The organism is Mesorhizobium sp. SARCC-RB16n (assembly GCF_008520305.1).
In the GTDB taxonomy this organism is placed as follows: domain Bacteria; phylum Pseudomonadota; class Alphaproteobacteria; order Rhizobiales; family Rhizobiaceae; genus Mesorhizobium.
The window spans coordinates 22,779-35,685 of record NZ_ML703271.1 but is presented as its reverse complement, the minus strand read 5'-3'; the positions used below and the strand labels follow the sequence as shown (position 1 = coordinate 35,685).

The 12,907-nt window shown below is 66.4% G+C and carries 12 protein-coding genes; 9 read left to right on the top strand and 3 right to left on the bottom strand.

What is annotated here, in order from left to right; translation table 11 throughout:
• The first annotated feature begins 5 nt into the window (after positions 1-5).
• Genes C7I87_RS19840 through C7I87_RS19815 form a run of 6 tightly spaced genes read left to right on the top strand, consistent with a single transcriptional unit; the run spans position 6 to position 5,294 of the window.
• On the top strand, positions 6-827 hold the full coding sequence (locus C7I87_RS19840; RefSeq protein ID WP_149905803.1) for a sugar phosphate isomerase/epimerase family protein: 822 nt from the start codon (positions 6-8) through the stop codon (positions 825-827).
• Positions 828-831: 4 nt separating this feature from the next.
• A complete protein-coding gene (locus tag C7I87_RS19835; protein WP_149905802.1) occupies positions 832-1,908 on the top strand; it encodes a Gfo/Idh/MocA family protein in 1,077 nt (358 codons plus the stop codon).
• Entirely contained in the window at positions 1,908-2,726 is an 819-nt protein-coding gene (locus C7I87_RS19830; RefSeq protein WP_149905801.1) for a sugar phosphate isomerase/epimerase family protein, read from the top strand. The genes C7I87_RS19835 and C7I87_RS19830 overlap by 1 nt, the downstream gene beginning before the upstream one ends.
• Complete coding sequence (locus tag C7I87_RS19825; protein ID WP_149905800.1) at positions 2,726-3,556, top strand: alpha/beta fold hydrolase; 831 nt, start codon at positions 2,726-2,728, stop codon at positions 3,554-3,556. Before C7I87_RS19830 ends, C7I87_RS19825 begins: the two co-directional genes overlap by 1 nt.
• Positions 3,553-4,275, top strand: coding sequence for a ribulose-phosphate 3-epimerase (locus tag C7I87_RS19820; protein WP_149905799.1), 723 nt, complete (start codon positions 3,553-3,555; stop codon positions 4,273-4,275). The genes C7I87_RS19825 and C7I87_RS19820 overlap by 4 nt, the downstream gene beginning before the upstream one ends.
• Positions 4,272-5,294 carry an ROK family protein gene (locus C7I87_RS19815; protein ID WP_149905798.1) on the top strand — a complete coding sequence of 341 codons (1,023 nt, stop codon included), beginning with the start codon at positions 4,272-4,274 and terminating at the stop codon, positions 5,292-5,294. Before C7I87_RS19820 ends, C7I87_RS19815 begins: the two co-directional genes overlap by 4 nt.
• A 170-nt stretch (positions 5,295-5,464) precedes the next feature.
• Here the strand turns inward: C7I87_RS19815 and C7I87_RS19810 are convergent, their stop codons facing one another.
• Positions 5,465-6,793 carry a dicarboxylate/amino acid:cation symporter gene (locus tag C7I87_RS19810; RefSeq protein WP_149905797.1) on the bottom strand — a complete coding sequence of 443 codons (1,329 nt, stop codon included), beginning with the start codon at positions 6,791-6,793 and terminating at the stop codon, positions 5,465-5,467.
• 364 nt (positions 6,794-7,157) lie between these two features.
• On the opposite strand from C7I87_RS19810, the gene C7I87_RS19805 reads away from it, so the two are divergent.
• The 3 genes from C7I87_RS19805 to C7I87_RS19795 are packed head-to-tail and all read left to right on the top strand — an operon-like array spanning position 7,158 to position 10,719.
• Positions 7,158-8,912: a sensor histidine kinase gene (locus tag C7I87_RS19805; protein WP_246696328.1), complete on the top strand. Its 1,755-nt coding sequence runs from the start codon at positions 7,158-7,160 to the stop codon at positions 8,910-8,912.
• Positions 8,909-10,261: a sigma-54-dependent transcriptional regulator gene (locus C7I87_RS19800; protein WP_149905796.1), complete on the top strand. Its 1,353-nt coding sequence runs from the start codon at positions 8,909-8,911 to the stop codon at positions 10,259-10,261. The genes C7I87_RS19805 and C7I87_RS19800 overlap by 4 nt, the downstream gene beginning before the upstream one ends.
• A gap of 29 nt (positions 10,262-10,290) precedes the next feature.
• Positions 10,291-10,719 carry a GNAT family N-acetyltransferase gene (locus tag C7I87_RS19795; protein ID WP_149905795.1) on the top strand — a complete coding sequence of 143 codons (429 nt, stop codon included), beginning with the start codon at positions 10,291-10,293 and terminating at the stop codon, positions 10,717-10,719.
• Here C7I87_RS19795 and C7I87_RS19790 read toward each other — a convergent pair whose 3' ends face one another.
• Positions 10,720-11,835 carry an anhydro-N-acetylmuramic acid kinase gene (locus C7I87_RS19790; protein ID WP_149905794.1) on the bottom strand — a complete coding sequence of 372 codons (1,116 nt, stop codon included), beginning with the start codon at positions 11,833-11,835 and terminating at the stop codon, positions 10,720-10,722.
• A 9-nt stretch (positions 11,836-11,844) separates the two neighbouring features.
• A complete protein-coding gene (locus tag C7I87_RS19785; protein ID WP_149905793.1) occupies positions 11,845-12,849 on the bottom strand; it encodes a serine hydrolase domain-containing protein in 1,005 nt (334 codons plus the stop codon).
• Positions 12,850-12,907 lie beyond the last annotated feature (58 nt).

Sequence of the window (12,907 nt, the reverse complement as noted above, 5' to 3'; positions counted from 1 at the left end):
ACGATATGACGAAGACGAAGCTCAAGGTCGGCTGCCAGACCTTCACCTGGGAAATGCTGGGCAAGGCCTGGACCGGCGGCCCCGACGATCTGTTGAAGGCGATCGCCGATGGCGGCTATGCCGGCATCGAGATCACCGACACCATGATCGGCCGCTATGCCGACCGGCCGTCGGAATTCGCCGCCGCGCTGAAATCGTCCGGCCTGACATTGGTCTCTTTCGCCTTCGGCTCGAACAGTGGTTTTACGCTGAAGGAGAAGATCAGCGCCGATCTCGACACCGCCAAACGGTGGATCGATTTTGCCGCCGCCTTTCCCGGTGCGCTGGTCTCGATGGGCTCGGCCACCGTCGTCTCGGACGGGCCGCGCGACGGCAAATTCGCCATTGCCGCCGAGGTGTACAACAGGGCCGGCGAGTTCGGTCGCAAGGCTGGCGTGCAAGTTGCGGTGCATCCAAGCTCGCACCACAACACGCTGCTGTTCGACCGGGCCGATTACGACGCGATTTTTGCCTTGCTCGATCCTGATCTGGTCGGCTGGGTGCCGGATACCGGCCACATCCTGCGTGGCCACAAGGACATGGCGGACACGCTCACCACCTACCGCGACCGCATCCGCTACATCCACCTCAAGGACGTCGACGCCAAGGGCACATGGGCAATGCTCGGCAAGGGCGTCTGCGATACGCCTGAAGTCATCGAGATCGCCGGTGCCGCGCCGAACTTCAACGGCTGGCTGGTGCTCGAAGAAGAATCCGACACGGCCGCCGCAGATCCGGCCGGTGCGGTCAAGACCAACCGCCAGACCATGCGCGGCTACGGGGCCTGAGACGATGATTAGGAAACAGGACAGACGCCTCAGGGTCGGCGTGCTCGGTTGCGGCCCCATCGCGCAGTTCGCGCATCTGGAATCCTGCGTCAAGGCCGGCAATGCCGACCTCTACGCCATCTGCGACGCGGCGCCCGATCTGCTCGCCCGCATGGGCGCCACCTACGAACCACGGAAGATGTATGCCGACTACGACGCCATGCTGGCCGATCCAGATCTGGAAGCAGTCATCGTCGCCACGTCGGATGCCTATCACGTGCCGATGTCGATCAAGGCGCTCGACGCCGGCAAGCATGTTCTCTGCGAAAAGCCGATCGGCACCTCGATCGAGGAAGGCGAGGCCCTGGCCGCGGCGGTGAAGCGCTCCGGCAAGGTGCTGCAGGTCGGCCACATGAAGCGTTTCGACCCGGCGCTGGAGGCCGCGCGCGTCTTCGTCCGCGACGAGATGGGCGAGGTGCTGGCGTTGAAGGCCTGGTATTGCGATTCCACCCACCGCTACACCAACACCGATGCAGTGCAGCCGCTTCCCGTCACCAGCAAGCTCGCGAAAAAGCCGGGGGGAAATCCCAAGGCCGATCTCAGGCAATATTTCATGCTGGCGCACGGCTCGCATCTGGTCGACACGGCGCGCTTCCTCTGCGGCGACATCGTCGCCGTGCGCGCGCGCCTCAATGAGCGCTTCGGCGCCTATTGCTGGTTCGTCGAAACCGAATTCGCCAGCGGCGCGCTCGGCCATCTCGATCTTACCGTCGCCGTGCGCATGGACTGGCACGAGGGCTTTCAGCTCTATGGCGAGAACGGCTCCGTCATCGCCAAGACGTTCAATCCCTGGTACTTTCGCGCCAGCGAGGTCGACATCTTCCATGAGAGGGACGCGACGTCGCGAAAGCCGCTTGGCGCCGACGGCCATTTCTTCCGTCGCCAGCTCGAAGGTCTTGCCGACACGGTTCTGAACGGCGCGCCGATGCGCGGCGCCAATGTCGAGGACGGCATCGCCTCGATCCGTGCCATGGTGGCGATTGCCCGTTCTGTCGAGACCGGCGAACGAGTTGAACTCGCCTCGGTTTCGGGTGCGGTCTGATGCGCCTCGGGATCTTCGCCAAGACTTTTTCGGGCACCGACCCGGCTGCCGTGCTGGCTGCCGTGAAGCAGGCCGGATATGAAACGACGCAGTTCAATCTCGCCTGCGCCGGCCTGCCGTCGATGCCGGATGCCGTGCCGGCGAATGCCGTCGCCGCCATTGGCGCCGCCGTGCGATCGTCAGGCGTTTCGCTCGCCGCGCTGTCGGGCACCTACAACATGGCGCATCCCGACAAGGCTGCGCGTGACGACGGACTTCGGCGACTTGGCGTCGTCATCGAGACGGCCGCCGCGCTTGATATCCCGCTGGTCACGCTCTGCACCGGATCGCGCGACACAGCCGATCAATGGGCGTATCATCCCGACAACGCCACGCCGGCCGCGTGGTCCGACATGGCCGCCGAGATGGCAAAGGCGCTGGCATTGGCCGAGAAGGCCGGCGTCAATCTCGGCATCGAGCCCGAGCAGGCCAACATCGTCACCTCGGCCCCGGATGCGACGCGCCTGATCGCGGATATGGGCTCGAAGCACCTGAAGATCGTGCTCGATCCAGCGAACCTGTTCGAGCACGCGACGCCGCACGAGGCGCGCACGATCGTCGCTGCCGCGATCGACAAGGCCGCCGGCCACATCGCCATGGCGCACGCCAAGGACCGTTTTGCCGACGGCCGCTTCGCCACATCAGGCCAAGGTGTCGTCGACTTCCCGGATTTCGTGACGCGGTTGAAGGGCGTGGGTTTCGATGGCGCGCTCGTCACGCACGGACTGTCCGCCGACGAGGCTGCCGGCGTCGCCGCTTTCCTGCGAGGATTGCTCTGATGGGTGCCGCGCCGACGATCATGCTGCGCGATGACGCCGCGCTTCGTGTCTTCGATACGGGGCAGGGCCTTCCCATCGTCTTCCAGCATGGTCTCGGCGGCGATGCCGCGCAGGTGGCGCAGAATTTTCCCGACTGCCCCTCGCGCCGCCGGCTGACCGTCGAATGCCGTGCGCAAGGCGGCTCTGGCGCTGGCAGCAAGCGTCCGTTCTCGATCGCGATGTTCGCCGACGATGTGCTGGCCGCCGCCGACGCAGCCGGAGTGGAGCGCTTCGTCGCCGGCGGCATCTCGATGGGAGCGGCGATTGCATTGCAGCTGGCGGCCCGGCATCCCGATCGCGTGCTTGGTTTGGTGCTCGTGCGTCCAGCCTGGGCCTTCGACGCGGCGCCTGGGAATATGCAGCCTTACGTCGAAGTGGCGGAACTCATCGATCGGCTTCCGCTCGACGAGGCGCGCGCCGCCTTCGCTTCGTCGGTGACTGCAACCCGTTTTCGCAGCGAGGCGCTAGACAATCTCGCTTCGCTGCTCGGCTTCTTCGCACGTGAAGATGTGGCGGTCTTTGCCGAGGTGATGCAGGCGATCGCAAATGATGGACCCGGCGTGACGCGGCCCGAAGCTGCCAGCCTTGCAATGCCCACGCTCGTCGTCGGCAGCGGCATCGATCTCGTCCATCCCTTGGCGACGGCCCGCGAACTGGCTGAAACCATCCCCAGCGCGGCTCTCGCCGAGGTAACGCCGAAAGCCGCCGACAAGGATCGCCATTTCACCGAAATCCGCGCCGCCATCGGCGGCTTTCTCGACAGAAATTTCAACAACCAGGACCAGTCATGATCTCGAAACCCCTGTCAGGCCCGGCCGCCATCGCCGCATTGCCGCGCGACCGTCTGATCGCCGAATTCTCGCTCTGGTCGGCCAACCTCGCCAATTTCGAGAGCGACTTGCAGCGCATCGAACCCTATGTCGATCTGCACCACATCGATGTGGCGGACGGCCACTTCGCGCCGTCCTTCCTGTTCTTCCCCGATCTCGTCGCCCGCATTGCCAAACTGACGGCCAAGCCCATCCACGTCCATCTGATGGTCGATGGGGCAATCGTCGAAGAACAGACGCGCCAGTTCATCGAAGCCGGCGCCGACATGATCAGCGTCCATGCCGAGAATGGCGAGGCGGGTCTGCGCGCGGTGCGGCTGGCACGTGGACTCGGCGCCGAGGCCGGCCTCGTGCTGAGGCTGGAGACCCCGGTCGAAGCGGTGACGCCTTTCGTGTCCGAGGTGGCCTTCGTCACGCTTCTCGGCACCGCGATCGGCGTCAAGGGCCAGGGCCTGTCGGAGAAAGCCTGCGACAGGCTGGGGGAGGCCCGCGCCATCCTGAGGAAGGCCGGCCGCGAGGCGGCCGTGGTGCTCGCCGCCGATGGCGGCATCCGCCACGAAACCGTGCCGCTGCTGCGCGCCGCCGGCGCCGAGACCGTGGTGCTCGGCTCGCTCGCTTTTGGCGACAAGGATCTCGCCGGCCGCATCGGCTGGCTGCATGGTTTGAAGGTCGCGGCATGAGCATTGAAGCCGCCCTCGCGATCGATCTTGGCGGCACGGAGCTTCGTGCCGCCCTGGTCGATCGTGACGGCAAGATCCTGGCCTTCGCCGCGGTGCCGACGCAGGCGCAGGCTGGCCCTGAAGTGGTGATCGGCCAGATCGAGGCGCTGGCCGCGACCGTCCACGCCGAGGCGCCGGCGCTGTCGATCCTCGGCATCGGTGTCGGCGCGCCAGGCCCGCTCGATCCGCTGGCGGGCATCGCCGTCGGACCGCCGACGCTGGCCGGCTGGCAGGACGTGCCGTTGGCCGACATCCTCGAGCGGCGGCTCGGTTTGCCGGTGCGGTTGGAGAACGACGCCAATGCGGCAGCGCTCGGCGAATGGCGCTTCGGTGCCGGCCACGGCGCTCGCTCGCTGGTCTTCGTCACCGTCTCGACCGGGATCGGCGGCGGTGTCGTCGCCGACGGACGCATCCTGCACGGCCGCCGCGGTTTGGCCGCCGAGATCGGCCACATGACCATCACCAATGAAGGCGAGCGCTGCGTGTGCGGCGTCGTCGGCTGCTTCGAGGCCATCGCCTCGGGGACAGCGCTCGGCCGCCGCGCCAATGCCGCGACGTCGCCCCTGGACGGCTCGACGCTGCGGCGCCTCTCGGCCAACGCCGAGGTCACGGGCCGACACGTGGTCGAGGCCGCGCGGCTGCAGGACGATCTCGCTCTGGCCCTGCTCGAGGAGGAGGCGCGCTGGCTCGGCGTCGGCTTCACCAATCTCCTGCATCTCTATTCGCCCGACGTGCTGGTCGTCGGCGGCGGTATCGCCAACGGCCTTGACCTGATGGCGCCCGTCATCGGGGCGACCATCCGCCAGCGCGCCATGCGCGCCTATCGCGACGTGCCGGTTGTCCAGGCCCAGCTCGGCCGCCATGCCGGGCTGGTCGGCGCGGCCAGCCTGGTGCTGTTCGATGATTTGGGCACGTTGGCGGCTCGCATGCCCGTCGGCCCAAGCACATATCCGGACACGAGGAGGGACTTCAATGGCTGAGCTCAAAGTGCGCGGCCCGATCGCGCTGCAAGTCGATCCGTCGCGCTGCCATCTCTTCGGCGCCGAGGGCAAAGCGCTGGCGCCGCTGGGCAAGACCACCTGACGTCACTGACATGGACGATGGCCGCAAGCTGGGTGCTTGCGGCCATCGTCATTCGCGGAACGGCGGATCACTCGGCGGGAACGATGTCCGCCGGCAGGCTGTCGTCGACCGTGCCAGCCAATGCGCTGGCCAGCTTGGCCTCGTCGAGTTCGCCTTCCCAGCGCGCCACGACCAGCGTTGCCACCGCATTGCCGACGAAGTTGGTCAGCGCCCGGCATTCCGACATGAAGCGGTCGACACCGAGGATCAGCGCCATGCCGGCGACCGGCACCGAGGGCACGACCGAAAGCGTGGCGGCCAAGGTGATGAAGCCGGCGCCAGTGATGCCCGCGGCGCCTTTCGACGACAGCATCGCCACCAGCAGCAGCAGGATCTGGTCTGACATCGACAGATGGATGTTCGTCGCCTGGGCGATGAACAGCGCCGCCAGCGTCATGTAGATGTTGGTGCCGTCGAGATTGAAGGAATAGCCGGTCGGGATGACCAGCCCGACCACCGAGCGCTTGGCGCCGGCCTTTTCCATCTTCTCCATCAGCGAGGGCAGGGCGGCTTCCGACGATGATGTGCCAAGCACCAGGAGGAGCTCTTCCTTGATGTAGCGGATCAGGGACAGGATCGAGAAGCCGTTGTAGCGGCAGACGGCACCGAGCACGACGAACACGAACAGGAACGAGGTCGCGTAGAAGGTGCCGACCAGCATGGCGAGGTTGATGACCGAGCCGATGCCGTATTTGCCGATGGTGAAGGCCATGGCGCCGAACGCGCCAATGGGGGCTGCCTTCATCAGCACGCTGACCAGCTTGAACATCGGCGCCATCAGCGCCTGCAGGAAATTGAGCACCGGTGCGCCCCGGTCACCGACCAGCGCCAGCGCGATGCCGAACAGCACCGAGAAGAACAGCACCTGCAGGATGTCGCCGTCTGCGAAGGCGCCGACGATCGTGCCGGGAATGATGTTCATCAGGAAGCCGGTGACCGACTGGTCATGTGCCTTGGCGGCGTAAGTGTTGACCGTCGAGGCGTCGAGCGTCGCCGGGTCGATGTTGAAGCCGGCGCCCGGCTGCACGACATTGGCCACGACAAGGCCGATGATCAGTGCCAAAGTCGAGAAGGTAAGGAAGTAGAGCATCGCCTTGCCGGCGACGCGCCCGACCTTCTGCAGGTCGCTCATGCCGGCGATGCCGGTTGCGACCGTCAGGAAGATGACCGGGGCGATGATCATCTTGACCAGTTTGATGAAGGCATCGCCGAGCGGCTTCATGCTTTCGCCGATCGACGGATAGTAATGGCCGAGCAGGATGCCGACGGTGATCGCCACCAGCACCTGGACGTAGAGTTGGGCATAGAGGGGCTTGCGCCGCGCGGCGGGCGCGGCGGATTGGTCTGCGATATGCATCGAACTCTCCCTGGCCGGATGGACGGAACCCGCCCTGCGTGACTTCTCCCATCGCGGCGTTCCGGTCGCCCGCCGCTGCAAGGACTTTTGCAAGCGCCGTGCCAGACGACGACTAGGCTGGAATCCTGGGGTTTCAGCCACTTCCGCCCTGCTTTCGGCGGAGGCGTGTGCGGATTTCCGCACAGGCCATATTTGCCCTGGCGGAATTTCGCATTAGACTGGGGCCAAAGCCGGGGAGCAAAGGAGAGGGCCGACGCCGCGACAGCGCATCGATAGCGAATTCCCAGGGTTTGCTGGCCGCGGCCTGCTGCAAGAAGCGGTAGCGCGCGGCGGCCGTTGGTTGCTTCTGGCAATCGCGCTCGCGATGCTGGCCGGCGCCGTTGCCATTGCCGGGCGCATCGCCGAGGGTCAGGCAGCCGGCAACCTGCGCGATGGGGCATTGGCCGCCTTGCCTTTGGCGGCGGGAACCCTGACCGGCGAAATCGAAAAGCAGCGTCTCGTGCCGCTGGTGCTGGCGCGCGACGATGCGGTGCGCGACGCGCTGCGCCGTGCCGGGAATGTAGAGGAAACAGCTCTCGACGCCAAGCTGAAGGCCATAGCCGGCGATGCGTCGGCCTCCGCCATCTATGTCATCGATACGGCGGGCATGGCCATATCAGCCAGCAATGCCGGCCAGCCGGACAGCTTTGTCGGCATCGACTATAATTTTCGCCACTATTTCGCCGATGCGATGGCCAAGGGCGCGGCCAGCCAGTATGGCCTAGGCACGATAAGCGGCAAGCCCGGGCTCTACCTTGCCGGCCGTGTCGACGATGACGGCAAACCGCTTGGCGTGGCGGTTCTGAAGGTCGAACTCGGCGGTGTCGAGGCCAATTGGCGCGCGAGCGGCTTTCTCGTTTTCGTCACCGACGAGCGTGGTGTCGTTCTGGCCACCAGCCAGCCCGACTGGCGGTTCCATGCGCTGGCGCCGCTCTCCGCCGCGGACGCCGCCGCCGCGCGTGGCCAGCTTCAACTGGACGCCGCCGCCTTCGAACCGCTGCCGATACGGCGTGGCGCCGGAGACGGCCTGGCGACAATCGAGGAAGCCGGAAAATCGCGCCGGTTCGTCGAGGTGGTGCAGGACTTGCCCGGTGCCGTCCCCGGCTGGCGCCTGTGGCTGCTGACGCCTGCCGACGCAGCCCTGACGTCCGCCGCCAACACGGCGCGCCTGACGACACTGCTGGGGCTGCTGCTGATGGGGCTGCTTGCCTACGTCTTCACCCGGCGCCGCCGCACACGCCGGCTGCGGCAGGAGGCGCTGGCGCGCATGAATACCGAGCTCGAGAGCAGGGTCAGCACCCGGACAGCTGAATTGACGCGATCGAACATGGCACTTGCCGGCGAAATCGCCGAGCGCGAAAACGCCGAGGCCAAGGTCCGCCGGCTGCGCGACGATCTCGCTCAGGCCAACCGGCTCTCCATCCTTGGCCAGATCGCTGCCGGTGTGGCGCATGAGATCAATCAGCCGGTCGCCGCGATCCGCACCTATGCCGAGAATGCTGGCCGTTTTCTCGAGGCCGGCAAGACCGAACCGGCGAGCGGCAATCTGACCTCGATCGTCTCGATGACCGAACGCATCGGCGCCATCACCGGCACGCTGCGCACCTTCGCCCGCAGGCCCGGCACTGCTGCATCACCGCTGCCGGTCCGCGAGGCGATCGAGGGCGCACTGTCGCTTCTGTCCGGCCGCATCCGCGATTCCGGTGTCACCGTCGTCAAGCCGCGCGGCACCGCATCGCCATTGGTGATGGCGAGCCGCATCCGGCTGGAGCAAATCCTCGTCAACCTGTTGCAGAACGCGCTGGACGCCATGAAGGACCGGCCCGATCCCCGCATCGAGATCGATATCGCCGAGCGTGGCGACAGGGTCCTGATTTCGGTGCGCGACAATGGTCCCGGCCTCGGGCCGGAAGCCGCCGGCAATCTGTTCATGCCGTTCCAGACCACCAAGGAGAAGGGGCTTGGCCTCGGCCTGGTGATCTCGCAGGAGATCGCCCAGGAATTGGGCGGCACGCTGCGGCTCGACCCCGGCACCGCCGGTGGCGCATCCTTCACCATCGACTTGAGGCGGATCGAATGACGCAGGGATCAGGGCTGGTGGCGCTCGTCGATGACGATGCCGACCTGCTGCATGCCACCACGCAACTGCTCGAACTTGCCGGTTTCACGGTGATCGCGCTCGACGCCGCCGAGGCGGCGCTTGGTGTCGTCGACAGGGACTTCGAGGGTGTGGTCGTCAGCGATATCCGCATGCCCGGCATGAACGGCTTGCAGCTCTTCGACCGCGTCAAGGCGATCGACGCGGACTTACCGGTGATCCTGGTCACCGGGCATGGCGATGTCGATCTCGCGGTCGCCGCGCTCAAGGACGGTGTCTATGATTTCATTCCAAAACCTTATGCCAGCGATCGTCTTGTCGAGGCGCTGAGAAGGGCGAGCGAGAAGCGGCGGCTGGTCATGGAGAACCGGCGACTGCGCGAAGCCGCCGCCCTTGCCGCCGATAGCCTGCCGCTGATAGGCGAAGCCCCCGCCATAAGGCGCTTGCGCGAGACCTTGCGCCAGATCGCCGACATGGATGTCGACGTGCTGGTGGAAGGGGAGACTGGAACCGGCAAGGAAGTCGTGGCCGACCTCCTGCACCGGTGGGGCCGGCGGCGCGCAAAGCCCTTCGTGGCGCTGAACTGCGGCGCTCTGCCGGAGACCGTCATCGAGAGCGAGCTGTTCGGGCATGAGGCCGGAGCTTTCACGGGCGCGCAGCGGCGGCGGATCGGCCGCGTCGAGCACTCCAGCGGAGGCACGCTGTTCCTCGACGAGATCGAATCCATGCCGCCGGCGCTGCAGGTCAAGCTCTTGCGGCTGCTGGAGACGCGGAGCCTCACCCCGCTCGGCTCGAACGAGACACGGCGCCTCGATCTCCGGGTCGTCGCGGCGACCAAGGTCGATCTCGGTCGGCCCGAGCAGCGCGGCGATTTCCGCGAGGATCTCTATTTTCGCCTGAACGTGGTGACGCTGCGCATCCCGCCCCTGCGCGAGCGACGCGGCGATATTCCGATGCTGTTCGGCCATTTCCTCGGCAAGGCGGCGGAGCGCTTCGGCCGGCCCGTTGCCAAGGCGAATGCCGCCGTGAGCAATCATCTCCAGTCCCATGATTGGCCGGGCAACGTGCGCGAACTCGCCCATTTCGCCGATCGCGTCGCGCTCGGCCTTGGTCCCGATGACGAAGCCAGGGCAATCGCGCGGCTGCCGGAGCCTGCCGCTGCGCTGCCCGAGCGGGTCGGGCAATACGAGGCGCAACTCATCCGCGACGCGCTGCGCGATCATGGCGGCGACGTGCGCGGCGCTATCGAAGCTCTCGGCGTGCCGCGCAAGACGTTCTACGACAAGCTCAAGCGCTATGGCATCGCCGCATCCGACTTCCGCCCCTCCTGACACCTCCAACCGCGCAATCCGAAAAAGCCATGAAAACGACACTTGAAACGACGGCAAATCCCCTGCCGGAAGAACTCGCCTTTCTCAGTGAACGGCTGACGGCGTTCAACGACAGCGATGTCGGGCCTTCCCAGAGGAAAGCGCTGGCGGTGTTCGTACGCGACGAGGACGGTGCGGTGGTCGCCGGCATTTCGGGTTACACCGCCTGGGGCTGGCTCTACGTGCAGTGGCTGTGGGTCGACGAAAGGCTGCGCGGCCAGCACATGGCGGGCCAGATGCTCGACGCGGCCGAACAGGAGGCGGCGTCGCGCGGCTGCCATGGCGCGTTGATCGACACATTCAGCCCGAACGCCGCCAAGGTCTATCAGCGCCAGGGCTATCAGCCCTTCGGATCGCTTGCTGACTTTCCCGTAGGGCGCAGCCGCATCTTCCTGCAGAAGAAGCTGTCGACGGATTGATCAGCCCGCCAGCTTTCCGCCACGCATCGGCTGCGGTGCGCCGGTCGTGCTCGGGAAGCTGATCGGCAGGCCGCGCAGGACGCGCACGGCGAGGAAAGCAAAACACTCCGCCTCCACCGCGTCGCCGCTCCAGCCGAGGCTTTCGGCCAGCACCACCTCGACGCCGGCGCGGCTGGCCAGCATCGCCATCATCGTCGGGTTGTGGCGCCCGCCGCCGCTGACCACCAGCTTCTTCGGCCGGCTTGGCAGAAGGTCGAGCGCCTTGCCGACAGCCGACGCGGTGAAGGCGGTGAGCAAGGCCGCGCCATCCTCGGCGCTCAGCCCGTCGGCCATGGCCGCGCCGAAGTCGAAACGGTCGAGTGACTTTGGATACAGCTTGGTCAGATAGGGATGCTGCAACAGCTTGGCGAGCCGGGCTTCGTCCACCAGGCCCGCGCGACCAAGCGCGCCGTCGCGGTCCATTTCGCCGAGTCCTTTCGACTTGATGAAATCGTTGAGTGGCGCGTTGGCGGGGCCGGTATCGAAGGCGATGACATTGTCGGCGCCGTCCCACCAGGTGATGTTGGCGACGCCGCCGAGATTGAGCACGGCCACCTCCCCACTGGCGCCGGCGCCGCGCATCAGCGCGGTGTGATAGGCGGCGGCCAAGGGCGCGCCTTGTCCGCCAGCCCGCATGTCGGCCGAACGGAAATCATAGGCAACCTTGGTGCCCAGCAAGGCATGCATCAGTTCGCCGTCGCCGAGCTGCCGGGTCTGGCCGAGCCGTCCGACCTGCGGCGCGCGATGCAGCACGGTCTGGCCGTGAAATCCGACGACGCCGATCTCGGCCATCGTCATGCCGTGGCCCTCGACCAATTCCTTGACCGCCGCCGACTGGGCACGCGTCAGTGCCTCTTCCGCCTTGCGGAAGATCGCCGGTTCCGGTCCGACAAAATTCCAGGCCCGTGCCGCCGTCAGCGTCTCCTCCAGCAAGGAGCGGATCGACAGGGGATAAGGCATCAGCCGGTAGGTGCCGAAATCGTCGATCCGCTCGCCGTCGGTCTTGATCAGCGCCACGTCGATGTTGCCGTCAAGCACGGTGCCGGTCATCAGGCCGACGGCCCAGATTGGTTCCATGGTCGCTTCCTAGTCCCTGTTGACGAGATCGCCGACCGCCTGCCGCAGCGAGACGATGCCGCTGTCGAAGTGACGTGTCGGATGAATGCGGTTGGTGAGCAAGGTCCAAGCCTTGCCCTTGTCGAAGTCGATCCACAGTCCGGTGCCGGTAAAGCCGGTATGGCCGATCGTTCCCGGGCTGCACATGGCTCCGCCGGACCAGCCCTCATAGGGGCGCTCCCAACCATGGGTGCGAGTCGCGGACAACGGCTCGCGCATCAGCGCGATTGAGCGCTTGGATGCGCCGCTGCCGTCTAAAAGCCCTTGCGCGAAATCGAGCACCGAAGCGGCCGTGCCGAACAGGCCGGCATGACCCGCGCCCTGCAGCGCCGAGCAATTGTCGTCATGGACCTCGCCCGACAGCACGCGGTGGCGCCAGGTGCAGTCCTCGGTCGCTGCGGCGGCATCGGGTTCCGTGGACCAGGCAAAGCCAGGGCCAGGCTCCAGGTCGCGCATGCTCTTGCCTGACAGCCGCTCGAGCGCAAAGCCGAGCAGGATGAAGTTGATGTCGGAGTAAACCGGGTCGCGCGCCCGCCATTCGCGCTGCAGGAGGAAGGCGCGCAGCAGCTCGGGGTCGCGTCCGTAGGTGTAGATCGGCTCGACGGCCGGGAAGGGTGTCTGGTGGCCGAGACACTGGCGGAAGGTCACCTTCCGCTCCCAGGCGTTCGCGTCATACTGGCGAAGGTCGGGAAGCACCGAGGTCAGCGGCGCGTCGAGGTCGATGATGCCGTCCTTCGCCAGCGCCAGGATGCGCGGCGTGGTGAAGATCACCTTGGTCAAGGACGCCAGGTCGAACCAGGTGTCCTCCCGCATCGGCCGCGGCTTCGGCACGAGCTGCGCCGAGCCGATGGACCGGACGATACGTTCGCCATTCCTGTCGACAATGCCGAGCACGCCGCCGGGGATTCGCTTGGCGGTCACTGCCGCTACGAGGGATGCGAACGCTCGATCGAAGAGCCGGGAGAGGCTACTCAATGCCGCCTCCTTCGGAGAGGTAGCGCTCTACGGCGCCCCTCTGTCCCGCCGACCCCCC

What these genes read in the sequence shown, in the direction of transcription:
- C7I87_RS19840 (WP_149905803.1), top strand. Translation starts at nt 6, where the DNA reads ATGACGAAGACGAAGCTCAAGGTCGGCTGCCAGACCTTCACCTGGGAA.
- C7I87_RS19835 (WP_149905802.1), top strand. Translation starts at nt 832, where the DNA reads ATGATTAGGAAACAGGACAGACGCCTCAGGGTCGGCGTGCTCGGTTGC.
- C7I87_RS19830 (WP_149905801.1), top strand. Translation starts at nt 1,908, where the DNA reads ATGCGCCTCGGGATCTTCGCCAAGACTTTTTCGGGCACCGACCCGGCT.
- C7I87_RS19825 (WP_149905800.1), top strand. Translation starts at nt 2,726, where the DNA reads ATGGGTGCCGCGCCGACGATCATGCTGCGCGATGACGCCGCGCTTCGT.
- C7I87_RS19820 (WP_149905799.1), top strand. Translation starts at nt 3,553, where the DNA reads ATGATCTCGAAACCCCTGTCAGGCCCGGCCGCCATCGCCGCATTGCCG.
- C7I87_RS19815 (WP_149905798.1), top strand. Translation starts at nt 4,272, where the DNA reads ATGAGCATTGAAGCCGCCCTCGCGATCGATCTTGGCGGCACGGAGCTT.
- C7I87_RS19810 (WP_149905797.1), bottom strand. Translation starts at nt 6,793, where the DNA reads ATGCATATCGCAGACCAATCCGCCGCGCCCGCCGCGCGGCGCAAGCCC.
- C7I87_RS19805 (WP_246696328.1), top strand. Translation starts at nt 7,158, where the DNA reads ATGCTGGCCGGCGCCGTTGCCATTGCCGGGCGCATCGCCGAGGGTCAG.
- C7I87_RS19800 (WP_149905796.1), top strand. Translation starts at nt 8,909, where the DNA reads ATGACGCAGGGATCAGGGCTGGTGGCGCTCGTCGATGACGATGCCGAC.
- C7I87_RS19795 (WP_149905795.1), top strand. Translation starts at nt 10,291, where the DNA reads ATGAAAACGACACTTGAAACGACGGCAAATCCCCTGCCGGAAGAACTC.
- C7I87_RS19790 (WP_149905794.1), bottom strand. Translation starts at nt 11,835, where the DNA reads ATGGAACCAATCTGGGCCGTCGGCCTGATGACCGGCACCGTGCTTGAC.